The sequence below is a fragment of the Rhizobium sp. BK312 genome (genome assembly GCF_014193605.1).
GTDB lineage: Bacteria > Pseudomonadota > Alphaproteobacteria > Rhizobiales > Rhizobiaceae > Rhizobium.
Map to the genome: position 1 here is coordinate 503,011 of NZ_JACHZP010000003.1, position 24,811 is coordinate 527,821.

General features: G+C 60.7%; 24 protein-coding genes. 9 read left to right on the forward strand and 15 right to left on the reverse strand.

What is annotated here, in order from left to right; genetic code table 11:
• Positions 1-89: 89 nt before the first annotated feature.
• Positions 90-2,135: a LysM peptidoglycan-binding domain-containing protein gene (locus FHT85_RS11075; RefSeq protein WP_112410693.1), complete on the reverse strand. Its 2,046-nt coding sequence runs from the start codon at positions 2,133-2,135 to the stop codon at positions 90-92.
• A gap of 155 nt (positions 2,136-2,290) precedes the next feature.
• Here FHT85_RS11075 and FHT85_RS11080 point away from each other — a divergent pair, with 155 nt between their 5' ends.
• A complete protein-coding gene (locus tag FHT85_RS11080; protein ID WP_015339326.1) occupies positions 2,291-2,914 on the forward strand; it encodes a TIGR00730 family Rossman fold protein in 624 nt (207 codons plus the stop codon).
• A gap of 28 nt (positions 2,915-2,942) precedes the next feature.
• On the opposite strand, the gene rarD is transcribed toward FHT85_RS11080, so the two are convergent.
• The 10 genes from rarD to radA all read right to left on the reverse strand — a co-directional run bounded on the left by rarD (position 2,943) and on the right by radA (position 13,839).
• A complete protein-coding gene (rarD, locus tag FHT85_RS11085; protein ID WP_112337943.1) occupies positions 2,943-3,854 on the reverse strand; it encodes an EamA family transporter RarD in 912 nt (303 codons plus the stop codon).
• A 108-nt stretch (positions 3,855-3,962) separates the two neighbouring features.
• Complete coding sequence (gene cimA, locus FHT85_RS11090; protein ID WP_112410692.1) at positions 3,963-5,579, reverse strand: citramalate synthase; 1,617 nt, start codon at positions 5,577-5,579, stop codon at positions 3,963-3,965.
• Between the two features lie 170 nt (positions 5,580-5,749).
• On the reverse strand, positions 5,750-6,718 hold the full coding sequence (pip, locus tag FHT85_RS11095) for a prolyl aminopeptidase (RefSeq protein ID WP_112410691.1): 969 nt from the start codon (positions 6,716-6,718) through the stop codon (positions 5,750-5,752).
• Positions 6,715-7,191 carry a GFA family protein gene (locus FHT85_RS11100; RefSeq protein WP_112337940.1) on the reverse strand — a complete coding sequence of 159 codons (477 nt, stop codon included), beginning with the start codon at positions 7,189-7,191 and terminating at the stop codon, positions 6,715-6,717. Before FHT85_RS11100 ends, pip begins: the two co-directional genes overlap by 4 nt.
• Positions 7,184-7,660: a GFA family protein gene (locus FHT85_RS11105; protein WP_112410690.1), complete on the reverse strand. Its 477-nt coding sequence runs from the start codon at positions 7,658-7,660 to the stop codon at positions 7,184-7,186. Before FHT85_RS11105 ends, FHT85_RS11100 begins: the two co-directional genes overlap by 8 nt.
• A 2-nt stretch (positions 7,661-7,662) precedes the next feature.
• A complete protein-coding gene (gene cysS / locus FHT85_RS11110; protein WP_112410689.1) occupies positions 7,663-9,054 on the reverse strand; it encodes a cysteine--tRNA ligase in 1,392 nt (463 codons plus the stop codon).
• Positions 9,055-9,280: 226 nt separating this feature from the next.
• Complete coding sequence (locus FHT85_RS11115) at positions 9,281-10,018, reverse strand: SDR family NAD(P)-dependent oxidoreductase (protein WP_112410688.1); 738 nt, start codon at positions 10,016-10,018, stop codon at positions 9,281-9,283.
• Between the two features lie 71 nt (positions 10,019-10,089).
• Positions 10,090-11,574 (reverse strand): amidophosphoribosyltransferase, encoded by a 1,485-nt coding sequence (gene purF, locus FHT85_RS11120; RefSeq protein ID WP_112410687.1) that lies wholly within the window; start codon positions 11,572-11,574, stop codon positions 10,090-10,092.
• A gap of 164 nt (positions 11,575-11,738) precedes the next feature.
• Positions 11,739-12,344 carry a CvpA family protein gene (locus tag FHT85_RS11125; RefSeq protein ID WP_112337935.1) on the reverse strand — a complete coding sequence of 202 codons (606 nt, stop codon included), beginning with the start codon at positions 12,342-12,344 and terminating at the stop codon, positions 11,739-11,741.
• Positions 12,345-12,435: 91 nt separating this feature from the next.
• Positions 12,436-13,839: a DNA repair protein RadA gene (gene radA, locus FHT85_RS11130; RefSeq protein WP_112337934.1), complete on the reverse strand. Its 1,404-nt coding sequence runs from the start codon at positions 13,837-13,839 to the stop codon at positions 12,436-12,438.
• A 153-nt stretch (positions 13,840-13,992) separates the two neighbouring features.
• Here radA and FHT85_RS11135 point away from each other — a divergent pair, with 153 nt between their 5' ends.
• Positions 13,993-14,628 carry a LysE family translocator gene (locus FHT85_RS11135; RefSeq protein WP_112410686.1) on the forward strand — a complete coding sequence of 212 codons (636 nt, stop codon included), beginning with the start codon at positions 13,993-13,995 and terminating at the stop codon, positions 14,626-14,628.
• A 20-nt stretch (positions 14,629-14,648) separates the two neighbouring features.
• On the opposite strand, the gene alr is transcribed toward FHT85_RS11135, so the two are convergent.
• From alr to FHT85_RS11150, 3 genes are all read right to left on the reverse strand, one after another.
• Positions 14,649-15,812, reverse strand: a complete 1,164-nt coding sequence (gene alr / locus FHT85_RS11140) for an alanine racemase (protein WP_112410685.1) — start codon at positions 15,810-15,812, stop codon at positions 14,649-14,651.
• Positions 15,813-16,132: 320 nt separating this feature from the next.
• Positions 16,133-16,633: a GFA family protein gene (locus FHT85_RS11145; protein WP_112337931.1), complete on the reverse strand. Its 501-nt coding sequence runs from the start codon at positions 16,631-16,633 to the stop codon at positions 16,133-16,135.
• A 223-nt stretch (positions 16,634-16,856) separates the two neighbouring features.
• On the reverse strand, positions 16,857-17,498 hold the full coding sequence (locus FHT85_RS11150) for a dihydrofolate reductase family protein (RefSeq protein ID WP_112337930.1): 642 nt from the start codon (positions 17,496-17,498) through the stop codon (positions 16,857-16,859).
• 148 nt (positions 17,499-17,646) lie between these two features.
• Here FHT85_RS11150 and FHT85_RS11155 point away from each other — a divergent pair, with 148 nt between their 5' ends.
• The 5 genes from FHT85_RS11155 to FHT85_RS11175 all read left to right on the forward strand — a co-directional run bounded on the left by FHT85_RS11155 (position 17,647) and on the right by FHT85_RS11175 (position 20,799).
• A complete protein-coding gene (locus FHT85_RS11155) occupies positions 17,647-17,982 on the forward strand; it encodes an ArsR/SmtB family transcription factor (protein ID WP_015339343.1) in 336 nt (111 codons plus the stop codon).
• A 4-nt stretch (positions 17,983-17,986) separates the two neighbouring features.
• Positions 17,987-18,466, forward strand: a complete 480-nt coding sequence (locus FHT85_RS11160) for an SRPBCC family protein (RefSeq protein WP_112410722.1) — start codon at positions 17,987-17,989, stop codon at positions 18,464-18,466.
• A 314-nt stretch (positions 18,467-18,780) separates the two neighbouring features.
• Positions 18,781-19,602, forward strand: a complete 822-nt coding sequence (locus tag FHT85_RS11165) for an AraC family transcriptional regulator (protein ID WP_112338018.1) — start codon at positions 18,781-18,783, stop codon at positions 19,600-19,602.
• A 193-nt stretch (positions 19,603-19,795) separates the two neighbouring features.
• Positions 19,796-20,500 (forward strand): AzlC family ABC transporter permease, encoded by a 705-nt coding sequence (locus FHT85_RS11170; protein ID WP_112410684.1) that lies wholly within the window; start codon positions 19,796-19,798, stop codon positions 20,498-20,500.
• Positions 20,497-20,799, forward strand: a complete 303-nt coding sequence (locus tag FHT85_RS11175; protein ID WP_112410683.1) for an AzlD family protein — start codon at positions 20,497-20,499, stop codon at positions 20,797-20,799. Before FHT85_RS11170 ends, FHT85_RS11175 begins: the two co-directional genes overlap by 4 nt.
• A gap of 67 nt (positions 20,800-20,866) precedes the next feature.
• On the opposite strand, the gene FHT85_RS11180 is transcribed toward FHT85_RS11175, so the two are convergent.
• On the reverse strand, positions 20,867-22,363 hold the full coding sequence (locus tag FHT85_RS11180; protein ID WP_112337927.1) for a replicative DNA helicase: 1,497 nt from the start codon (positions 22,361-22,363) through the stop codon (positions 20,867-20,869).
• A 348-nt stretch (positions 22,364-22,711) separates the two neighbouring features.
• Between FHT85_RS11180 and FHT85_RS11185 the strand changes: the two genes are divergently transcribed.
• Both FHT85_RS11185 and FHT85_RS11190 read left to right on the forward strand, forming a co-directional pair.
• The gene (locus tag FHT85_RS11185; RefSeq protein WP_112410682.1) at positions 22,712-23,155 is read left to right on the forward strand and encodes a MarR family winged helix-turn-helix transcriptional regulator; all 444 of its coding nucleotides are present in this window, start codon (positions 22,712-22,714) and stop codon (positions 23,153-23,155) included.
• An 8-nt stretch (positions 23,156-23,163) separates the two neighbouring features.
• Positions 23,164-24,810, forward strand: coding sequence for an MFS transporter (locus tag FHT85_RS11190; protein WP_112337925.1), 1,647 nt, complete (start codon positions 23,164-23,166; stop codon positions 24,808-24,810).
• Position 24,811 lies beyond the last annotated feature (1 nt).

The window sequence follows — 24,811 nt, forward strand, 5'->3', positions numbered from 1 at the left end:
CTTATACTATTTTCATGCCGTATAAAAGCAGCGGCCAGGCGTTGATGCACCTGGCCGCTGTCAATGTTCACGACGGACCGTCGTTGCTGCTAGAGATGCTCGCCCGAAAGCCGCTTGCGGTGAAGCGCCTCGGCATTCGGCAATGCATCCTTCGGCAGGCCGAAGACCTGACCCGGCAGGATCCGGTCCGGATTGTTGATCTTGTCCTCATTGGCCAGATAGATCGTCGTATAGCGCACTCCCGCACCGTAGATGCGGCGCGAGATCTGCCACAGCGTATCGCCGCGACGGATAATGACGGCATTGGTGTCCTGCGACAGCGGTGCCTGCTCGAGCGTCTTCGGCTCGTTGGACGAGACTTCGGCATTCGGCTGTGCTGGCGCCGTCTGCGCCGGCGCCGTGATAACGGCGATCATCTGTTCGAGTCCAGGCAGCGCGGCGCCGACCGACTTCGGGTCCTTCGGCAAGGCGACGAGAGCAGCTAGCGCCTTGCCGGCCACGCTGGAGGCATCGGCCGCAGCCTTCTTGAGCGCGGCGCTGGCGTTGATGGTCGGCCGGAATTCGGAGAGCGACTTCAACGCGATTTCCGTGCCGGAGCGGGCGGCTGCGAGCTGCTCCGTATTCGGTTGCTTACCGTCGGTAAAGAGGCCCTTCAGCAGCGCGAAAGCCTTGCCGGCGCCTTCCTTGAGCTTGGCAAGCTCGCCCTCGTCGAGCGGTACCATGTTTGCCGTGGTCGCTTGCGCTTGACCATTGGCGGCGGGCGTCTGCGCCGCAACCGTCACCTGATTACCCTCGGGGCGCGTGAAGTTGACGCTGGTCCGCACCACGACTTTGCCGGCACCGTCAAGCACATCGACGCGGATCTTGTGATCGCCGACGGCCAGAGGCATGGGTCCGTCTACGACGAAGTGACCGTCCGCACCCGCGACGTTCTCACCGATCAGCTTTTCGTCGGCATAGGCTCGGACCTTGGCATTCGGCTTCGCGGTGCCGGCAACGAAGATATGGTCGTTTTCGATCTCCACCGCATTGACCATGACGTCCTGATCCGCTTCCGCCTTTGCCGCCGGCGGCGTTGCCGTGCCGGCTGCCGGATTGGCGGATGCGATCGCCGTACCATCCTGTTGCAGCTTGGCATCTGTCGTGGCTGCTGGCTTGTCCGTCGTTTTGGCCTGAGTGTCGGCTGCGGACGCGTCCTGTTCGCCGGCGGTCACGCGGCCCTGTTTGGCGGAAGGCGCGGTGATGATGCGGCTTGCAGCGCCTGGCTTGGACACCATCGCGAGGACCTGGCTGGAATTGTCTTTCGGCACGGAGACAGTGGCGACTTCCTCGGAATTGACAGCCTTGCCGTCCTTGCCTGTAGCGCGCAGCACCAGTTCGTGGTCCCCAGGCGGCAGCGGATTGTCGAGCACGGCGGCAAAGTCGCCGCTCGGGCCGGCATTGGTGGTGGTGACGACCTTTTCGCCGTCGACGATTTCCAGCTTGGCATTCGGCTCTGCCGAACCAGCAATAACTGTCGAGCCATCCGGCTCGACGCGCAACACGTCGAATGAGGGTACGCGAGGATTGGCAGCCGCGTTGGTCTCGGGCGCTTGTTGGCCTGTCAGCGCTGCGAAAGCCTTGTCGATCGCTGCACTCGCTTCGGCGGCATTGTCGGGGAGAGACTGGATGATGGTGAGCGCCTTGCCAGCGCCGTCCTGTACCTTCTTCACAAGCCCCGTGGTCGCTGCGTCGATTCCCTCAGGAAGCGCGAAGCCGACGATCGATTGCAGGGCGTTGGTTGCCTTCGTCTTTGCGGCCGTGAAGGTATCCTGGGACGGTGTGTTGCCATCCTTGAACAGCGCCTTGAGATCGGCAAGCGAGGTGGTTGCCGCACCCGTAAGCTCGGTCAGTTTCTTGGTGAGATCTGCGGTATTGGCGGCATTCTGCGCGGTTTTGGTCGCGTTCTGTGCAGTCTCGCCGGCCTTCTGCGCGTTTTGGTCGATGGTGTTCTTCACCGTGTTGCTGGCTTGATTGACCGCATCGCCGATCGGGGTCTTGTCACCGTTGATGCGCGGCATCACGAAGAAGACCATCAACAGGGTCGCAATTGCCAACACCAACAGAGCCAGCCACCCGGCACGGTTCTTCATCATCAGTCATCTCCACGCGGCGAAGTCGTCGCAACTCCTGAAATTGCTAGCGATTTCGGCTGCTTTTACAAGCTTTCTCAGCCATTTTCGCATGTCCCGGCACAAGTTTTCCTTTGAAAAATCTTGACTGAGCATCTGCAGCATAGTTGTTTGCATCCATGACCGACGATTCCACGCCAATTCGAACCATTTGCGTCTATTGCGGCTCACGGCCGGGGCGCGATCCCTCCCACATGGCTGCCGGCCGCGAACTGGGCAAAAGCATTGCCGAAAACGGCCTGCGCCTGATCTATGGCGGCGGAACAAAGGGCATCATGGGCGCTGTCGCGAGCGGCGTGCTATCGCACGGCGGTCAGGTTACCGGCATCATTCCGGAATTCCTCGTCGATATGGAAGCGACGCGCCATTCGCTCGGTCAGCTCGACGAGCTCATCATAACGCCTGACATGCATGCGCGCAAACACGGCATGTTCGAACGCGCCGACGCTTTCGTGGCATTGCCGGGCGGCATCGGCACCTTGGAAGAGATCGTCGAGATCATGACCTGGGGTCAGCTCGGCCGTCACGAAAAGCCGATGGTCTTCGCCAATATCAACGGTTTCTGGGACCCGATGATGGAACTCATCCGCCATATGACGGAAGAGGGCTTCGTCCATACCGCCCACCGCGTCCAGCCGCTGGTTATCGACAAGATCGCCGATATTATCCCGGCCATCCGCAAGCACGCTGCGGAGGTACCCGGAGATCGCGGCGGCGAAGAGGCCGTCATTTCCAAGCTTTGACTGGGGATCTGCTAACCAGGCCCGCTGGTTAGCCTCCTCTACTCTGACGCAGCATCGACCAGCTGTAGAGCACGAGACCCGCCCAGATCAGCGAAAATGCAACGAGCTGCGTCGTGCCGAAAGGTTCCTTGAACAGAAAGACGGCGATCAGGAAGACCATGGTCGGCACGATGTATTGCATGATGCCGATGGTCGACATCCTCAGAAGCTTCGCGCCATTGGCGAAGATCATCAGCGGCAGCGCCGTCACGAGCCCGCAGCCGAGCAGAAGCGCGGTATCCGAAATGCCGGTCTGGTAAAAGTGGCCTTCCCCGCGCGCTTCCAGATAGAGGATGTAAAATGCTGCCGGGATGCAGAGCAGCAGCACCTCGATGAAGAAGCCCTGATTGGCTCCCACAGGCAGGGTCTTGCGGAAAAATGCATAGAAGCCCCAGGAGAAGGTCAGCGACAACGCGACCCAGGGCAGGGTGCCGGCTTTCACCGTCAGAATGATGACGGCGGCGGCTGCAAGGCAGATCGCGACGATCTGCGTCGGCGCCAGCTTTTCCTTGAGCAGGATGGCGCCGAGCGCAATGCTGAATAGCGGATTGATGAAGTAGCCAAGGGCAGCATCGAGCGAATGGCCGGCGCCGATCGCCCAGACATAGGTTCCCCAGTTGACGGTGACGAGCGCTGCCGTCAGCGATGCCATGGCGATCGTGCGCGGATTACGAAAAGCCGCCTTCACGTCACCCAGGCGCCCCAGCGCCAGCAGCACGATGCCCGCGACGGGAACCGACCAGACGATGCGATGGGCAATGACCTCGAAAGCCGGGATATGCGCCAGCGCCTTCATATAGAGTGGCAGAATGCCCCAGAAGAGATAGGCCGTCATCGCAAAACCGAAGCCGCGGATAGCGTCATTATTCTTGATTTCAGGTTTGACCGTGTCGGTGGCCATGAATTTTCCCGTCATTCTCTGTTATTTGAGACGGGATTACCCCAATGCATGCGGCATGGCTAATTCATTTCATTGACGGCATCGTCAAGCTTTTTGATGGGCGGCGGATTACTCCGCCGCGATCTTGCCTGCCATGTGCCGGTTCTTCATCAGCTTGTAGATGACGGAATCCATCAGGGCCTGGAACGATGCGTCAATGATGTTCTCGGACACGCCGACAGTCCACCAGCGTACGCCGTCGCTATCGGTAGATTCGATCAGGACTCGGGTGATGGCCTCCGTACCCCCATTGAGGATACGCACCTTGAAGTCGGCCAGTTCCAGGTCGTCGATTTCGTGCTGGTATTTGCCGAAATTCTTCCGCAGCGCCAGGTCGAGCGCGTTGACCGGGCCGTCGCCCTCGGCAACCGACATGATGGTCTCGCCATCGATGATGATCTTCACGACCGCTTCCGAGACGATTTTCACCCGGCCGTGGGAATCGAAGCGGCGTTCGACCATGACGCGGAAACCATCGATCGCAAAGAATTCCGGGATGGTGCCGAGCGTGCGGCGGGCCAGCAGCTCGAAGCTTGCATCCGCGCCTTCGTAAGCATAGCCTGTCGCTTCACGCTCCTTGACGATCTGGATCAGCTGGTCAAGCCTGGGGTCGTCCTTGCCGACCTCGATGCCACGCCGTTTCAGCGCGTTGATGAAGTTCGACTTGCCGCCCTGGTCGGAGACCATGACCTTGCGGAAATTGCCGACGCTTTCCGGCGGCACGTGCTCGTAGGTGCGCGGGTCCTTAAGCAGCGCCGAGGCATGGATGCCGGCTTTAGTCGCAAAGGCGGATGCGCCGACATAGGGTGCCTGATGGTCCGGAGAGCGGTTCAGCAGTTCGTCGAAGGCATGCGAAAGGCCGGTCAGCCCGACGAGCCGCTCCGCATCGATCGTCGTCTCGAAACGTTCGCTATAGGCCCTTTTCAGCGCTAGGGTCGGGATCAGCGTGATGAGATTGGCATTGCCGCAGCGTTCGCCGATGCCGTTCAGCGTGCCCTGGATCTGCCGCACTCCGGCTTCGACTGCGACGAGCGAATTGGCAACCGCCTGGCCGGTGTCATTGTGGGCATGGATGCCGAGACAGTGCCCGGGAACGCCGCAGGCGATGACGGCTTCGACGATGGCGCGCACCTCCGGCGGCTGCGTACCGCCATTGGTGTCGCAGAGCACGACCCAGCGCGCTCCGGCATCATAGGCCGTCTTGGCGCATGCCAGCGCATAGGTCGGATTGGCCTTGTAGCCGTCGAAGAAATGCTCGCAATCGACCAGGGCTTCCTTGCCCGCGGCGATGGCCGCCTTGACGCTTTCGGCGATGCTTTCGAGGTTCTCCTCGTTGGTACAGCCGAGCGCCACCTTGACGTGATAGTCCCAGCTTTTCGCGACGAAACAGATCGCGTCGGATTTCGCCTGCAGCAGGCTCGCAAGGCCGGGATCATTAGAGGCGGAGATACCGGCGCGCTTCGTCATGCCAAAGGCGACGAAGGTGGCCGATTTCGTGCGCTTCTCATCGAAGAAGGCCGTATCGGTCGGGTTGGCGCCGGGGTAACCGCCTTCGATGTAGTCCAGGCCGAACTCATCCAGCATGGTCGCAATCGCAATCTTGTCCTCGACCGAGAAATCGATGCCGGGCGTCTGCTGACCGTCACGGAGCGTCGTGTCGAAGAGATAGATTTTTTCGCGTGTCATACTGTTTCCTCCGGCGAACCGGTTTGATAATGGCGTGCCCTCGTCCGTACTCTCTCGGTTTCGCCTTGCTAAACCGTTTGAGTCCACCTTCTCCCCGTTTGCACGGGGTGAAGGGCTTTTGAGGTCGTTCCCTATCCCCGCGCGCGGGGAGAGGGCTAGGGTGAGGGGCCTTACGTGGCCGATACCTTGCCTGCGAACTTGTCGGTGGCGCGGATGAGCTGGTCCAGAATGCCCGGCTCGGACGAGGCATGGCCCGCGCCCTCGATCAGGTGGAATTCCGCCTTCGGCCAGGCTTTGTGCAATGCCCAGGCATAACGCGCCGGGCAGGGCATGTCGTAGCGTCCGTGAACGATGACGCCGGGAATGTCCTTCAGCTTGTAGGCGTCCCGTAGCAGCTGGCCTTCTTCGAGCCAGCCGGCATTGACGAAGAAATGGTTCTCGATACGGGCGAAGGCATGCGCATATTCCGCATCCTCGAACTGGGCGCTGACGGCAGGCTCCGGCAGCAGGGTGATCGTCTCGCCTTCCCAAATCGACCACGCCTTCGCGGCCTCGATGCGCGCAGCCTTTTCAGGGTGCGTCAGCAGCCGATGGTAGGCGGCCATCATCTCATGGCGCTCTTCCGGCAGGATAGGGGCGATGAAACGCTCCCATTTATCGGGGAACATTTCGGAGACGCCGAACTGATAATACCAGTCTAGTTCGGCCTTCGTCAGGGTATAGATGCCGCGCACGACCAGTTCGGAAACCCGCTCCGGATGCGTTTCGGCATAGGCGAGCGCCAGCGTCGAGCCCCAGGAGCCGCCGAAAACAAGCCATTTTTCCGCACCGGCCATTTCGCGCAGCCGCTCGATGTCAGCAACGAGGTGCCATGTCGTATTGGCTTCCAGGCCTGCATGCGGCGTCGAGCGCCCGCAGCCACGCTGATCGAACAGGGTCACGTCGTAAAGCGTGGGATCGAATACGCGGCGATGGCTGGGCGAGATGCCGCCGCCCGGACCGCCATGCAGGAAGACGGCGGGCTTGGCGCCGGGCGTTCCCACCCGTTCCCAATAGATCACATGCCCGTCGCCGACATCGAGGTGACCGGAAGCATAGGGTTCGATTTCCGGATAGAATGTGCGCAGGACTTCGGTCATATTTTTAGTCCCTCCGCCGGCCAGACATCCGTATCATGGTCGGGATGCTGGAACGATATGATCTGCTCCTGTCGCGAGTAGAAATCCGGATCCTGATGGACTGGCTTTTCGAAAATCGTCTCCACCCAGGGCAGACGATAGGCGTGGTTGACCTGGATCTGAGGGGCGAGATCGTCGCGTTCGTCGAAGGCGCCGATGGCGATTTCGAGGCCGCCCGGATGACGGTAGGTCAGCGGTGTGCCGCAGTTCTTGCAGAAGCCGCGATCGATGTTGACGGAGGACTGGAAATAGGTCGGTTCACCGCGCGTCCATTCCAGGCCATCTTCAGGTGCCGTAACGAGGGCGGAGAAGAAGTTGCCGAACTGCTTTTGGCACATGCGGCAATGGCAGATCGACGGACGGCCAAGCTCGCCGCGAATGCGAAACCGCACCGCACCGCATTGGCATCCTCCGCTTCTGATGGCTTCACTCATGGTGCTTCTCCTCTGGCCAGCTTCGGGTATCGTAATCGGGATGTTGGTAGGATACGATGTCAAGCACGAAAGGCGCCTGCTCGGCGTCCTCTTCGGTCCGGTGTCCAGGCAGCAGATGCAGCCGATCGACGAAGCCGATCTTGGCTTCCGTGCCATATTGGACGACAGGCGGCAGTTGCGAGGGATCGTCGAAGGCACCGGCCGCAACTGCCATGCCATCGGGCGCCTCATAGGTCAGCGGCGTTCCGCAATCCCCGCAGAAGCCGCGCTTTACGAAGTTCGAGGATTGAAACGCCTTCCGCTGGCCACGTGTCCATGTAAGCTCGGCGCCGCGCACTGAAACCAGCGGCGCATAATAGGCGCCGAATGCCTTCTGACACATGCGGCAATGACAGATGGAGGCATCCTTCAGCCCGCCTCGCACCCGAAAGCGAACCGCGCCGCACTGACAGCCGCCGGTGTAGGTCATGCTCACCGCTTGATCTCCCAAGTCGTGATGCGCTCACCCGTCGCCGCATCCTTCCCATCCTTGAGCTGAACACCTCTTGTCGTCAGCTCCTCGCGAAGCTTGTCAGCCTCGGCGAAGTTCTTTACCTTCAGCAATTCCAGACGCTGGCGCACCTTGGCATCGATCTCTGCGGCTACAGCTTCGTCGATCTCCGCCTTCTTCGGCAGCAGGCCGAGAAGATCGGCGCTGGCCGCGAAGACCGACAGGAGGCGGGCATCGGCATTGGCAGCTTGCGCCAGGGCATGCAGTGCTTGGATGGCGGCAACGGTGTTGAGATCGTCGCCGAGTGCGGCAAGCACGGTTTCATCGGGAGCCGCCCCACTTACGTCGGCAGCCGGCCATTTGGCGATCAGCCGTTCGGCTTCTTCGAGGCGCTTCACGGAAAAGTCGATCGGCTCGCGATAATGCGTCATCAGCATCGCAAGCCTCAGCACCTCACCCGGCCACGTCCGTCCGCCGAGTTTGTCCGTCTGCAGCAGTTCGTGGATAGTGACGAAATTGCCCTCCGATTTCGACATCTTCCGGCCTTCGACCTGCACGAAGCCGTTATGCATCCAGACGTTCGCCATCGCATGCGTACCGTGCGCGCAACGCGATTGGGCGATTTCGTTCTCATGATGCGGAAAGATCAGGTCGAGCCCGCCGCCATGAATGTCGAAGACATCGCCGAGATAGCGCCCGCTCATGGCCGAGCACTCGATATGCCAGCCCGGGCGGCCGCGGCCCCAGGGACTTTCCCAGCCGGGCTCGTTCTCATCGGAGAGCTTCCACAGTACGAAATCGCCGGGGCTTTTCTTGTGCTCGTCGACCGCGACGCGGATACCCGCCTGCTGCTCGTCGAGATTGCGCTTCGAAAGCTGACCGTAATCGGCCATCGACTTGGTATCGAACAGCACCTCGCCGGCCGCCCGATAGGCATGGCCCTTCTCGATCAGCGTTTCGATGATCGCGATCATCTGCGCGATGTTTTCAGTCGCCCGCGGCTGCACAGATGGCTCCAGGCAGCCGAGCGCCGTCGTGTCTTCGCGGTACTGCCGTTCGGTCTTCTCCGTCACCAGGCGGATCGCGTCGTTCAGCGGTAGGCCGGGATGGTCGCGCAGCGCGCGCGCGTTGATCTTGTCGTCGACATCGGTGATATTGCGGACATAGGTGACGTGGCTCTCGCCGTAGACGTGCCGCAGCAGCCGGAACAGCACGTCGAAAACGATCGCCGGACGGGCATTGCCGATATGGGCGAAATCATAGACCGTCGGGCCGCAGACATACATGCGGACGCTGTTGCTGTCGATCGGCTGGAAATCGACCTTTTCGCGCGTCAGCGTGTTGTAGAACTTCAATTGCGGCTCGGCGGCCATGTCACTCTCCCAAAGGCATAAATCCGAAAAATACCGTCACCGGCAGGCCGGACGTTTGTCATCTTGGATTTTGGGAGACGAAAACGGCCAGGCCAGCGAAACGCTAGCGAATAATCTTCCGGCAGATAATGCAGATAACCGTTTTCATGGGCGGCTTTATCGCGCGCCGGATGAATTTGGTCAAGTGGGGATCAGGCGTCTCGCGCAAAGGCCTGGGATGTTTTTATTACGGCATTCGATAGTCGACGAGCCTGTTCTCGCGCACGACGAAAAGCTTGCCGGTTTCAGTGACGTCTGGGCCGGTGAGCGGGACGATCGCCTGGGCGATCTCTCGCGGATGCGGCAGCGTATCCGGATCTTCGCCGGGCATCGCCTGGGCGCGCATGGCGGTGCGGGTAGCACCGGGATCGACGCTGGTGATGCGCAGCGGCGTGCTCTGCGTTTCCCCGGCCCAGGTGCGGGCCAAAGCCTCGACAGCCGCCTTGGAGGCGGAATAGGGACCCCAGAAGGGCCGGCAGCGATGAGCGGCGGCCGAGGAGAGGATGACGGCGCGACCGGCATCGGAGCGCATCAGCAGCGGCTCGACGGAGCGGATCAGTCGCCATGTGGCGGTGACATTGATCGTCATCACCTTCTCGAACACCTTGGCTTCGACGTGGCCGATCGGCGAGATCACGCCGAGGACACCCGCATTGGCAACCAGAATATCGAGTTTGCCCCACCGCTCGTAGATGGAAGCGCCGAGCGCGTCGATGGCATTCATGTCGGCAAGGTCGAAAGGAACGAGAGTTGCCGAGCCGCCGGCAGCCTTGATGGCATCGTCAAGCTCTTCAAGCCCGCCAACCGTGCGGGCGCAGGCGATCACGTGCGCACCAGCCTTGGCCAATTCCAGTGCCGTGAAATAGCCGATACCGCGCGATGCGCCGGTGACGAGGGCGATCTTGTCCTTGAGATTGACGCTCATGCTGCCTGGATCCGGATATGTAAGGGAAGGGAGAGGAGCGAAATGCCCCTCTCGGCCGTTACTTGGGCGTGTCAGCCGTTGCTGGCGAGAACGGAAAGCTTGCGCACGTTGCTGGTGCTTTCCTTGTCGAGCAGGCGCGTCGGATAGTCACCGGTGAAATAATGGTCGGTGAACTGCGGCTGCGCATTGTTGCGGGGCTCGCCGCCCACGGCTCGGTATAGCCCGTCGATCGACAGGAATTCCAGCGAATCCGCGCCGATGAAATCGCACATGGCCTTCAGGCTGCTGTACTGGTTGGCGAGCAGCTTGTCGGCGTCCGGCGTGTCGATGCCGTAGAAGTCCGGATGGAAGATCATCGGGCTGGCGACGCGGATATGCACTTCGCTGGCGCCGGCCTCGCGGATCATCTGCACGATCTTGACCGAGGTCGTGCCGCGAACGATGGAATCGTCGACGAGCACCACGCGCTTGCCGGCAATGATCTCGCGGTTGGCGGAATGCTTGAGCTTCACGCCGAAGGCGCGGATCTGCTGTGTCGGCTCGATGAAGGTGCGGCCGACATAATGGTTGCGGATGATGCCGAGCTCGAAGGGAATGCCGCTCGCTTGGGCAAAGCCAATGGCAGCAGGTGTGCCGCCGTCCGGCACGGGAACAACAACGTCGGCCGCAACAGGCGCTTCCTTGGCGAGGTTGATGCCCATGTTCTTGCGGGCAACATAGACGTTGCGGCCGCCGACGACGGAATCGGGACGGGCGAAATAGACATATTCGAAGAGGCAGAGACGCTCGGGCTGCGAAACTTCCGGCTTGCGGGTGTCGATGGTGATCGAGCCGTCGGGCTGGATCTCGCAGATGATCACTTCGCCATTTTCGACGTCGCGAACATATTTCGCGCCGATGATGTCGAGAGCACAAGTCTCCGAGCAGAAGATCGGCTTGCCGTCGAGTTCGCCCATAACCAGCGGCCGGATGCCGATCGGGTCGCGGGCGGCGATCAGCTTCGTGCGCGTCATGGCGAGCATTGAATAGCCGCCTTCCATCTGCCTGATAGCATCGATGAAGCGATCGGAAGAAGAAGCCTGTTTGGAGCGGGCGATGAGATGCAGGACGACTTCGGTATCCGAGGTCGACTGACAGATGGCGCCGTCGGCGATCAGCTGACGGCGCATGGTCAGGCCGTTGGTGAAATTGCCGTTATGGGCGATGGCGATGCCACCGACTTCCAGCTCGGCAAACAGCGGCTGGACGTTGCGCAGGATCGTTTCGCCCGTGGTCGAATAGCGGACATGGCCGATCGAACGGTCGCCAGGCAGCCGCGCGAGCGTCGCAGGATCGGTATAGTGGTCGCCAACCAGACCCATCCGCCGCTCCGAATGGAAGCGTTGACCATCGAAAGAGACGATGCCGGCCGCTTCCTGGCCGCGATGCTGCAGGGCGTGCAGACCGAGCGCCGTCAGCGTCGCCGCATCCGGATGCCCCAGAATGCCGAAGACGCCGCATTCTTCATGCAGCGTGTCGCCGTCGATATCGTCCTCGAAGGAAAGGGAATGATTCATGGCTGCGGGCCTTTGCTCTCAACGTGGGCGGATCGGGGCGGCGTCACGAGTAACCATTAAAATAGCTCAAAATCCGGCCGGAAAAAATATCGGGCCGGATCTTCGATTGTCACGCCGCTCAAATGGCGATTCTCGGGCGGCAGGTCAAGCCTGTAAACGCGCCATCAGTTGTTTGTCTGCGGCGCCGGTGCGTCGTCCGAGGGCGCGGTGTCGTTCGGCGCGGCGTTATCGCCATTTCCTTGCTGCTTCGGCGCGATCTTGTTGAGGATCTCGGCCGGCAGCCTCGCCTGAATGTCCTGCGGAAGCGCTGCGGTCAGCTTCTCGACCATCGAATCGAGGAACGGCTTCGACTTGGCGTTGTTGACCCAGTCCGGACGTGCGGCCGGTGCCACCAGCCAGTTCCAGAAGGCCACGACGACGACCATCAGGAGCAGGCCGCGAGCCGCGCCGAAGAGGAAGCCGAGCGTGCGGTCGAGCGCGCCAATGCGGCTGTCGATGATGAAATCGGCAATCCGGATGGTGATGAAGGAAATGATGATGAGCGCCAGCAGGAAGATGACGGCGGCTGACGCGATCGTCGCGATCTTGGTGTCGGCCTTGTATTGCAGGGCATAGGGAACGAGCAGCGGATAAAGATAATAAGCGGCGACTGCGGAGCCGCCCCAGCTGACAATCGAGAGGATTTCGCGCGAGAAGCCACGAACCATGGCCAGAACGGCGGAGAAGAGAATAACGCCGATAACAATACCGTCGAAAATCGTAATGGGCATTTATAATCCACTTCAAGACTTGCCAGACCTTTTGGTCGGCATCGGCCTCAATCAGGAGCCTCTTCTTCACCAAGAACGGCTGAAGTAAGGCTCAGTCTTCATCTTCCGCGCGTTTCAGCGCGCCCTTCGATCCGGCAATGCGCGCCACCAGATCCGGCAGGCTGTCGATCTCGCTCCAGCGTCCGCCGTTGACCTTCGGCAAATCGGCGGAAGCGGCAGGCAGAACAGCCCCGGAAAATCCCAGCTTCTCGGCTTCCTTGAGGCGCTGGGCGGTGTGCGCAACCGGCCGGACGGCGCCCGACAGGCTGACTTCGCCGAAATAGACGCAATCGGCGGGCAGAGCAAGACCGGCTAGGGAGGAAACCAGTGCAGAAGCGACGGCAAGGTCCGCAGCCGGCTCGGAAATGCGGTAGCCACCGGCAATATTGAGGTAAACATCGTGCTGGCCGAGCCGCACGCCACAATGCGCTTCCAGAACGGCGAGAATCATAGAAAGGCGCGCAGAATCCCAGCCGACGATGGCGCGGCGCGGGGTGCCGAGCGATGTCGGCGCGACCAGCGCCTGCACTTCGACCAGCACCGGACGTGTCCCCTCGATGCCGGCGAAGACAGCCGCACCGGGCGATTTTTCGTTGCGCTCGCCGAGAAAGAGCTCGGACGGATTGGGCACGTCGCGCAGGCCGGCATCGGACATTTCGAACACGCCGATCTCGTCGGTGGGGCCGAAGCGGTTCTTCACCGTGCGCAGGATGCGGTAATGATGCCCGCGATCGCCTTCGAAATAGAGAACGGCATCGACCATATGCTCGACGACGCGCGGCCCTGCAATCTGGCCATCCTTGGTGACGTGGCCGACCAGCACCATGGCCGTGCCAGTCTGCTTGGCGAAACGGATCATCGCCTGCACGCCGGTGCGCACCTGTGTCACCGTGCCGGGCGCGGACTCGGCAAGCTCGCTCCACAGCGTCTGGATGGAATCGATGATGACGAGATCCGGCCGCTTGCCTTCCGCCAGCGTCGCGAGAATGTCCTCGACATTGGTCTCTGCGGCCAGCAGCACTTCCGTATCAGCGGCTTTCAGACGTTGGGCGCGCAGGCGAACCTGCGCCACGGCTTCTTCACCGGAGACATAGACGATCTTGTGCCCCTGCCGGGCGAGGGCGGCCGCGGCTTGCATCAGCAGAGTCGACTTGCCGATGCCGGGATCGCCGCCGACAAGGACGGCCGAGCCGCGCACGAAACCGCCGCCTGTCGCGCGGTCGAGCTCGGATATGCCGGTATGAATGCGCGGGGCTTCCTCGATCTCGCCCGAAAGCGTCGTCAGCGTCACCGGCTTGCCCTTGCGGGGTGTCTTGGCCGGTCCGCCGCCGATCCCGCCCATCGGATCTTCCTCGACGATGGTGTTCCATGCGCCGCAACTGTCGCATTTGCCGACCCAGCGATTGTGGACCGTGCCGCAGTTCTGGCAGATGAATTGTGTACGGGCCTTAGCCATCGGATGCTGTTCTCAAGTTCAAATGCTTCGCTCTTTGCGACGAATCGCGATCGGCTGACAGATAATGTCTTTCCCGGCCTATCAAAACTAATGATTTCCGTATCAATGGCGATCGTGTCAGCTTTTATGCTGGGTTTTTATGGACGATGACCGATGTTTGACTATTCGCTTGCGCACTGGATCGCCTTTCTCACCGCTGCAACCCTCCTCAATCTGTCGCCGGGGCCGGATATCGCTTTCATTCTCGGCCATACGATCAGAAGCGGCATGCGCTCGGGCTTTGCGGCGCTGTTTGGCATCTGGAGCGGCGCGTGCCTGCATGTGCTGATGGCGGCTGCGGGACTTTCGGCGATCCTTGCTGCCTCCGCGCTGGCCTTCTCGACGGTCAAATGGATCGGTGCCGCCTATCTGATCTGGCTCGGCATCCAGGCGCTGCGCTCGAAGGGCGAGGCGGCATGGATCAAGGAGGCCGGTAAAGCCTTGTCCTTTGGCCGCATCTATCGCCAAGGCATCCTGGTCTCGCTGCTCAATCCTAAGGTCGCCATCTTCTTCCTGGCCTTCCTACCGCAATTCGTCGTCGAAGGTGCCGGCCCGGTCTGGGCGCAGCTTCTTCTGCATGGCAGCCTCATCATTGTCGTCGCCGCCTTCATCGAGCCGCCGCTCATCCTGCTCGGCGGCCGTCTGAGCGAGGCGCTTCGGCGCAATCGGAGCCTCGGCCTGTGGCTCGATCGCGGTCTCGGCACGCTGTTCGTCGCCCTTGGCGTCCGGCTGGCGATCAGCGCCCGCTAAATATTCTGAGAGTAGCCGGGCTATTCCTCGACCTCTTCCGAGATATACCGGCGCTCGTGCCGCAGCCCCATGCTGGTCAGCATCTCGTAGCCGATCGTGCCTGCCGCCCTTGCGGCCTCGTCGACCGAGATGTTGCTGCCGAAAAGCTCGACATAGTCACCGGTTCTGACCAGGTTTTCCGGCAGGTCGGTGATATCAAAGATGGTCAGGTCCATGGTGATGCGGCCGGCAACGGGCACCTTATGACTGGCAATGAAGCCATGACCGCCTGCAATGCCGGTCTCGCGCAGCGGCACGCCGGCGCTCGATAGGCTGCGCATATAGCCATCGGCGTAGCCGGCGGAGACGATTGCTAGCCGGCTGTCGCGGGTCAATTGCAGCGCACGGCCATAGCCTACGGTTTCGCCCGATTTGACCGAGCGGATCTGGATGATCCGCGCCTCCGCCGTTGCCACCGGACGCATCGGATTGGCCAAGCCGGGCACCGCCTCGCCGCCGTAGGTGGCGATGCCTGGACGGGTAAGATCGAAGTGATAGTCGGCGCCGAGAAAGATGCCGGCCGAATTGGCAAGGCTTGCCTCGATGCCTTCGAAGGCAGCGCTGACCTTGCGAAAGGCCTCGAGCTGCTGCCTGTTCATTGCATTGGAAGGATCGTCGCCGCAGGCGAGATGGCTCATGACAAGCACCGGCGCAAAGCTTGCCGGGCGGGAGACGTCATCGGCAAGCGCGATCGCATCGTCCATAGGCAGGCCGAGCCGGTTGAAGCCAGTGTCGACCTGCAGCGCACAGGGATAGTCGCCATAGTCGGATAGAACAGACATCCAGAAGGTCAGTTGCTCCTCCGAAGCGATGACGGGCACGAGATCGTTTTCGAAGAACCGCCGCTCCATGCCCGGCCAGATGCCGCTGAGCACGAAGATGCGGGCCTCGGGGGCATAGAGCCGCAAGGTCGCGCCCTCATCCGCTGTCGCAACGAAGAAATCGCGCGCGCCGGCGCCATAAAGCGTTTCACCGACATCCTCGATCCCGAGCCCGTAGGCATCGGCCTTGACCACGGCTGACGTGCGGGCTTTCCCCGAGCGGCGCGCGAGGTCGCGCCAGTTTTCGACGAGCGCGCCGAGATCCACCGTCAGCCGCAGGCCGGCGGAAGCGAAAGCATCGTCGTCATTGAAATTATCTGTCATGGGGCGCCCTAAATAAGGAAGTGGCCGGAGGTGATTTGGCTCGAGCCAGGATACCGGTCGTCGATGAAAAGAAAAAGTGCTGCGAGGGATGTATGCGAAACTAGGCAAAAACTGCCGCCACATGTCTGACGACAGCTTCCGGCTTAGCGCCTGAAACCACCGGCTGCTTCGAGGCTCGAATTAGGTGAAGAACAAACCTTCATACACGCAGCGCGCATCATCTTGAAAGTAGGCAGTCGTAGGCTTTAGTTTCCGGGATGATGGCTATTTCGCAATAGCGGCAACGGACAGTACCCCGCTGGCAATCGCCGGAATAGGACTCAGTCGTCACGCCATCTCACCGGCCATGAGGCGGTATCGCGATCAGGATGCTGGTTGTTGCTCGTCTTGATCGCCGCAGCCCAATCGGCGCCGTTATTTTCGGTCGCACCGGTATTTTCTATGCCCGTGATCGTATTGAACCAGGCCACCATGTTCTCGGTGCAGGTGTTGGCATGTGGCGGGAAGGCGTGCGGATCGTCCAGCGAACCGATCATCAGGTTGGTGCGGCCGTTTTCGAGGTGATGGAAAAACAATGGCGTGCCGCAATTGGCACAGAAGCCGCGCTCGACAAGCTCTGAGCTCTTCCAGACGCTCGGCTTGCCGCGTGTCCAGGTGAGCGCATCATTAGGCGCGGCGACGAGCGCGGCAAAGATGTTGCCAGAGGCTTTCTGGCACATGCGGCAGTGGCAGAGATGCGAATTATCGAGCATAGCGCTTGCGTGGTAGCGCACAGCACCACACTGGCAGCCGCCGCTTATCTTCATCTCGATGCGCTTCAATTTTTCTCCTCCTTCAAGGGCGGGTTTGGGCTTAATGCTTTTTAGGTTTTCATCTTTTGATCGTCCAGCAGAACGACGGATCCGATCACGCCTTCAGACGTCTGCCTATGACTTTCGCTTCGGCCACCGGTTATAAGCGGCGGCCGAAGTTCGCAGAGACTGTTTGGATGGCCTCGCAGCAGCGAAGTTCTGGTGCGCGCGCTGGTAGGCCAGAGGCAGGCGGCTAGCGTTGGAAGGTGAGATGGATAGTGCCGCTCGGTGCGGTTTCTGATTTGACCGCATAGCCAGCTTCCAGGCCGCGCAGATCGTCCCACAGGCGTATGCCTCGTCCGAGCAGAATCGGCGTGATCGCGACATGAAGACGATCGACAAGGCCCGCCTTCAGAAAGTCGCGAACGATCGTAGGGCCACCGCCGATCCTTACGTCTTTACCGTCCGCCGCCTCGACGGCTTGCTGGAGCACATCGGTCGGCGCCGCGCTGAGGAAATGGAAGACGGTGCCGCCAGCCATCTCCAGGGAAGGTCTGGGAGTATGAGTGAGGACGAAGACTGGGACGCGGAAGGGCGGTTCTTCGCCCCACCAGCCCTGCCAATTCGGGTCGTCGGGGAAGTTGTGCAGCCCGAACATGCCGGCGCCCATGATCTCGGCACCCACGTTCTCGAAGTATTCTCTGGCGTAATTATCGTCGACACCTGTGGTCCCGGTTCCGCTGGTATCCTTGAGGACGCGCTCGTGAAACGTTCGCGTTGCAACATATGCGCCGACGAGACGCGGCCAGTCCTCGCCAAACGGGGTTTCGGGTGTCTGATCCGTCGTCGTTGCGAACCCGTCGAGCGAGATCATGAGATCGACACGTATTGCCACTGGAGCTCTCCTTGCGAGTGGTTGCACCATAGCTGCTCCAGCAGTCCGGAGCTCAATACTAAGGTAAGTGCCTTTATATAAGATGCAGACAGTAAGGCAAGTACCTTATTGTTGTTGACTAAAGGTTGAAGACGTTTTACCGAGTCATATGCCTTACCATTCGACGCCCCTCGATCTTGCCTTTCATGCTCTCAGCGACCCGACCCGCCGCGCGGTGGTATCGCGGCTGGCTGAGGGCGAGGTGCCGGTCAGCATCCTTGCCGAACCTTTCGACATGGCACTGCCCTCCTTCGCCCAGCATCTCAAGGTGCTGGAGGATTGCGGACTGATCGCTAGCGAGAAGCGGGGGCGCAGCCGCTGGTGCCGACTGGTGCAGGCGCGCTTCGACGAGGCTGCGGACTGGATGGAGGCAGAGCGCAGGCGCTGGACCGAACGATTGGATCGCCTGGAAGTCTACTTGGACAAGAAGGAAGAGGATGATTGAGAACATGGCAAACCCGTTCGACACTTGGGCGCTCGATAGGGAAATCGTGCTGGTGAAACTGCTGAATCATCCGCGCGACAAGGTCTTTGCCGCGTGGATGGACCCCAAGGCCCTCGCCGAATGGTACGGTCCGGCCGGATTTGAAATTGAGAACCACGAAGCCGACATCCGCGAGGGCGGGATCTGGCGGTTCGACATGGTGGGCGTGTTCGAGGGCCGGAAGCAGCGCTTTGCGAACCTCATGCGCTTTCTGGAGATCGTCCCGAACGAGCGGATTGTGATGGACCATGGCACGCCGGAGCCCAATGACCCCGATCGTTTCCGCGTCACAGTGACCTTCGATGAGCAAGCCGACGGCAAGACGGTTCTTACCCTGCGCCAACTCCACCCCAGCCCCGAGCGGCGCCGGTTCGTCATCGGCTTCGGCGCGGTCGAATACGGGCTACAGACGCTGGATGGCCTCGCAGCATGGTTGGACAGCTGACGTGTGATCCATCAAAGCAGAGGGGTCTCTCTCTACGCAAATCTTCACCGCCCATGCTTGCGCCGGTTTCGGCGAGCGCGTCGAGATCAGGTCGCGAAAGTGAAGGCATCGTCGCCTCAGGAGGGGAGGGAAAATCTGTCATGAATCGCCGCGATGAGAAGCGAGTTGTAGAGAGGATTGTTGCAAGGAGAAAGCGCGGAAAGGCTGGATACCAGCCTTTCTCATATGCGATCACTTTTATTCAAGACGCGCGGCAGCCGGCTCGATAATGTGCTGACATGCAGAACGTTTCGCAGAAAGAGGCGGCTGACGCCATGCCGCTTGCCAAGGTGGAATCGACCCGCTTCTGGCGGGACGGTCGCTTTCGCGGCATGGAATGCCTGAGCGCAAGCTTCGTGACGCATGAATATGCTCCGCATGCGCACGACACCTTCAGCATCGGGACGATTGAAAGAGGCAGCCAGATCACCACGCTGCTCGGCAGTCGGGAAGAAGCCGGACCGGGCGACCTCTATATGATCAATCCTGGAGTAGTGCATGACGGTGCTCCGGGCGGCGAAGGCTATCGCTACCGCATGATCTACCCGGACGCGAAGCTCTTCGTCGACATTCTGGAAGACGTCACGGGCAAAGCCTTCAACGCGACGCCATCTTTCGCCAGTTCGTTGTTGCGCGATCCGCAGCTTGCCGACGCCTTCCACAAGGCCCATCGCACACTCGAGAGCGGCGCCGGCGCGCTGGAATCCGATGAAGGCATGTTCTCGGTGCTGGCAGCGCTCTTTGCGCGCTACGGCAGCACTATCATCCTTCCCGTCGATACGAAGGAGCGTAGCGCCGTCGCGCGCGCCCGCGACTACCTCAGTGAGAATTTCGACAGCGATATCGGATTGGAGGAGTTGGCCAAGGTCGCGGGGCTGAGCCGCGCGCACCTGATCCGCGCTTTCCGCCGGGAGTATCATATTACGCCCCACGCCTTTCTGACCGACCGGCGCGTCATCGTCGCCCGCCGATTGCTCAGGGAAGGCCGCATGCCGGCCGATGTCGCCATGGAATGCGGTTTCGCCGATCAGGCGCATTTTACGCGCCACTTCAAATCGCGCACCGGCGTCACCCCCGGTCAATTCCGCGTCGGCTAAAGCATTCCCAGGAAAAGTGCGCAGCGGTTTTCCATCCGGAATGCGCTGGGAAATAAGAACATAGAGCATTTCGCTTTTCTGCGAATGTTGAAAACGCTTTGCCGATTCTGGATGGAGCTCTAGTCACTTTCGTTCAATACAGCGCCAGATGCCGTCGGCTACCTCTTCGCCATTGTTGAAGTGGAGGTTGCCAATGTTGCAGCAAAGCCGGCCGGCCGGCGAATTCAAAGCCGGGATGCGTGCCATTTTTCCGCTGATCGTCGCCGTCCTGCCGATCGGCCTCGTGTTCGGCGCGGTTTCGGCGACCAAGGGGCTTTCGCCGCTGGAGACCACACTGATGAGCGCGCTCGTCTTCGCCGGCGGCTCGCAATTCGTGGCGATGGATATCTGGACACATCCCGCAAGCTGGATTGGCGCCGGCTTCGCGGCCCTGCTTGTCAATGTCAGGCACTTACTGATGAGCGCTTCGATCGGCACGAAGATGCAGTCTTTCTCCGGCACCAAACGCTATATCGCCATGCTGTTTCTCGCCGATGAGATTTGGGCCATGGCGGAATTCCGCGCCGGCACGTTGCGGCTCACACCCGCCTGGTATGCAGGCATCGTCACGCCCTTCTACTTGGCTTGGGTCGGCTCGTCGCTTGCGGGTGCTCTGCTTGGCGCCTTTCTCGGCGATCCCGCCGTCATTGGTCTCGACTTCGCCTTTCCCGCTGTCTTCATCGTGCTGGTCATGGGCTTTTGGAAAGGACCGGAAACCGGCGCGGTGCTTGCCGCGAGCGGAATTGCAGCCGTTGCTGTCCACCAGTTCGTGCCCGGTGTCTGGCATATTGCAGCCGGTGCGCTGGCGGGGCTGGCAACGGCTTTCTGGAAAGGCAGGGCGCGGGAGCAGACGGCATGACGCTTGATCTCAACACACTGCTCGCCATCCTCTCCATGGCTGCCGCAACGATCTTCACCCGTGTTGGCGGTCTTGTCTTGATTCGCTACGTGAAGATCGACGAGCGCCGGCGAACCGCAATCGAAGCTATTCCACCGGCCGTGCTGATGGCCGTCATTGCTCCGACGGCTTTTGCTACGGGCTGGGCGGAGGCGCTGGCCTGCGCGGCCACCGCAATCGTCTCACGCCGCTTGCCGATGCTGGCAAGCGTTGTTGTTGGTGTCGCGACGGTGGCTTTGCTGCGAGCTGCGGGACTGTGAAGCGTCTCCGGGAAAAGTGCGAAGCGTTTCTCCGTCCCAGCGGAACATTGACGCGTCAAGCTTCGTGTCAATGTTCCTCATACTGCGTGAAAGACGGATCGGCGAGATCGGCAAAGCGGGTGAATTCCGACTGGAAGGCGAGCTTCACCGTGCCTGTCGGTCCGTGGCGCTGCTTGGCGATGATGACGTCGGCCGTGCCTTTGACGCGGTCGAACAGGGCTTCCCATTCCCCATATTTCGGGTCGTTCGGATCGCGCGGCTCCTGGTTCTTAACGTAATATTCCTCGCGGAACACGAAGAGTACTACGTCGGCGTCCTGCTCGATCGAACCGGATTCACGCAGGTCGGAAAGCTGAGGCCGCTTGTCGTCGCGGCTTTCGACCGCACGCGAGAGCTGGGAGAGCGCGATGATCGGCACGTTCAATTCTTTGCCGAGCGCCTTCAGGCCGGTGGTGATCTGGGTGATTTCCTGAACACGGTTCTCGTTCGATTTGCCGGAGCCGGTCATCAGCTGCACGTAGTCGACCACCAGAACGTCGAGGCCGCGCTGGCGTTTCAGGCGTCGGGCACGCGCGGAAAGCTGGGCGATGGAGATGCCGCCGGTCTGGTCGATATAGAGCGGCACCTTCTGCATCATCATAGAGCAGGCGACGAGCTTTTCGAAATCGGCGTCATTGATGTCGCCGCGTCGGATCTTCGACGAGGAGACTTCCGTCTGCTCGGAGATGATACGCGTGGCGAGCTGTTCGGACGACATTTCCAGCGAGTAGAAGCCGACGACGCCGCCGTTCTTCGCCTTCATCGAGCCATCCGCTTGGACTTCGCCCTCGTAAGCGGCGGCGATATTGTAGGCGATGTTGGTCGCAAGCGAGGTCTTACCCATGCCGGGGCGACCGGCAAGTACGATCAAGTCGGAGCGCTGCAGGCCGCCCATCTTGCTATCAAGCGAGTGGATGCCTGTGGAGATGCCGGATAGGCCGCCGTCACGCTCCTTGGCGACGGCCGCCATGTCGATTGCGAGCGCCACGGCATCGTTGAAGGACTGGAAACCGCCGTCGTAGCGGCCATTCTCGGCAAGCTCGAACAGCCGGCGCTCCGTATCCTCGATCTGCGTCTGCGGAGGCATGTCGAGCGGTGCATCATAGGCGATGTTGACCATGTCCTCGCCGATGGTGATCAGCGCGCGGCGCAGCGCCAGATCATAGATGGCGCGGCCATAGTCTTCCGCATTGATGATCGACACGGCTTCGACGGCAAGCCGCGCTAGATATTGCGCAACCGTCATGTCGCCGACCTTCTCGTCCGCCGGCACGAAACTCTTGATCGTGACGGGGTTGGCGGTCTTGCCCATGCGGATGATGTCGCCGGCGACCTCGAAGATCTTGCGGTGCAGCGGTTCGTAAAGATGAATCGGCTTCAGGAAGTCGGAGACGCGGTAATAGGCATCGTTATTGACGAGAATGGCGCCGAGCAGAGCCTGTTCCGCCTCAATGTTATTGGGCGCTTCGCGATAGTGCTGGTCGGCGGGAGCAATGGCGGCGAGCTTGCGCGCAGCTTCGTTCATTTTCCATCTCTTCATGCTTTAGGGTGTCGACTGGTTTGCGACGATCCGATGTCATGGTCAACCGTGCAAATGAGCGTCCACGCGAAGTGGGGCGAATAGGTCCGGCCTATCAACGTTTTTCCACTCGTCCACAGGCGCAGATTGTCGGGACGTAAAAAATCTCTTGTGACCACTTTGCAACGAAAAGATCGACACACGAATCACATATGCAAATCATCCGTGGGGATATTTTAGCCGGGTCTTTCGCCGTGTACATCAATTGTTGCGGCTATCATGCTTGAAAAGCTGGGAAAATCCGGGTATTCCCTTTAAATTAGGGTAGGATGCTAATAGTATAAAGTTGCAATAATGCCAGGTGCGCCATCAAGACAAGAACTTTTCGACGACCTCTCTTCGTTCAATCGCAAGCTGAGGGCGGCTTTTGATGCCCTCGTTCGCGAGCACGGCATGACCCTTTCCCGTGCGAGGGTTTTTCGCAAGCTCTCCCGCCGGGATGGGATAAACCAGAGGGAGCTTGCCGACGAGCTGGAGCTGGAAACGCCGACGCTCGTACGCATCCTTGATGCGATGGAGGCGCAGAATTTCATCGAACGTCGGGCCGCCGTATTCGATCGCCGCGCCAAGCAAATCTTCATAACGGAATCCGGAAAAGTCGTTGCTGCGGAGGTCGAAGCTCTTGCCACCGGTGTGCGCGCGGATATCTTGGAGGGGATTTCGGACGAGGATGTCGGCATGGCGCTGAAGGTTATTCGCGCCATGACTGCCAATCTTCAGAATATCGGCAAATCATGAGGTAATGCATGAGCGGGGATCCGGGCCCGGTCGCCAATGCGCAAGCCAACGCCGTCCCGCCCGCTCCACCGCCTATGCCGGGCTGGAAAGTGCCGCTCTATATTGCGGCATCCGTTCTGTTCTTCCTGACCCAGGGTCTGGGTCTTAATCTTGCCTTCGCCAACCTTACGCAGATCCAGGGAACCATTGCGGCGACCACCACAGAATCGGCGTGGCTTTCTGCCGCCTATATGGCGCCCAATGTCAGCCTCGCCATCGCGCTGGTGAAGATTCGCCTTCAATATGGCGTGCGCAATTTCGCCGAGGTCAGCATTCTCGGCTTCGTGCTCGCCTCGCTGCTCAATCTCTTCGTCTCCGACCTGCATTCTGCGATCGTCGTCCGCTTCCTGAGCGGAATTGCCGGCGCGCCGCTATCGACACTCGGCTTCCTTTATATGCTGGAGGCCTTCGAACCGGCGAAGAAGATGACTGTCGGCGTCAGCCTGGCGATGATGAACACGCTGCTTGCTGCCCCCATCACGCGACTCGTGTCACCCTCGCTGCTGGACTATGGCGAATGGCGTGGCCTCTACACGCTCGAGATGGCGTTGGCGCTCCTCGTCATGCCAATCATCTATCTGCTGCCGCTGACACCGCCGCCGCGCGTCAAGGTCATCGTGCTGGGCGATATCTTCAGCTATCTTCTCGTGGCGATCGGTTTCGGCTGTCTGGCCGTCGCCCTGTCGGTCGGGCGCCTCTACTGGTGGCTGGAGGTGCCATGGCTCGGGGTCGTCCTGGTGATTGCCATAGCGTCCCTGACCGTTGCCATTGTCGTCGAGCTGAGGCGGTCGACGCCTTTGATCGACGTTCGCTGGCTGCTTCGGCCGGAAATTCTACATCTGACGGCGATCCTCCTGGTCTTCCGTATCATTGCCGCCGAGCAGACTTCCGTCATCATGACCTTTTATCAGAACGCGGTCGGGCTGCTCTATGATCAGCTTTCCATTCTGTACTGGATCATCCTGGCCTTCTCCATCATCGGCGGGCTCATCTGCACGGTGTTCATGAGCTACGGCTTCAGCTGGCAGATCCAGTTCGTCGCGCTCATCCTGATGGGCGTGGGCGCGCTGATGGATTCGCAGGTGACGAACCTGACCCGTCCCGAGCAGATGTATTTCAGCCAGGCGTTGGTCGCAGCCGGCGCGGCCCTGTTCCTGCCACCCTCCATGTCGCAAGGCTTCAAGGAGGCTATATCCAAGGGTCCCCCCTACCTGGTGACCTTCTTTGTCGTCTTCACCTTCACGCAAAGCATCGGCGGCCTGATCGGCTCGGCCTTCTATGGCACGCTGATCACCATTCGCGAGAAGTTCCATTCCGCCGTCCTGACCGAGCGCGTGCTGCTGACGGATCCGCATGTGGCCACACGCGTCAGCCAGCTTTCATCCTCCTATGGCAAGGTGATCGGGGATAGCGCGCTCCTGAAGGGGGAGGGGCTGGCGCTGCTCGGCGCACAGGTCAGCCGCGAGGCCAATATGCTCGCCTATGGAGATGCCTTCTTCACTGCCGCCGTAATCGCCTTCCTGTCGCTTGCCGGCCTCTCAATCCATGTCTTCTTCCGATTCGTCAGGGCTCGCCTTGCCGACGGTCGGGCTGAGGTCGTGACATCCAACCCATGAG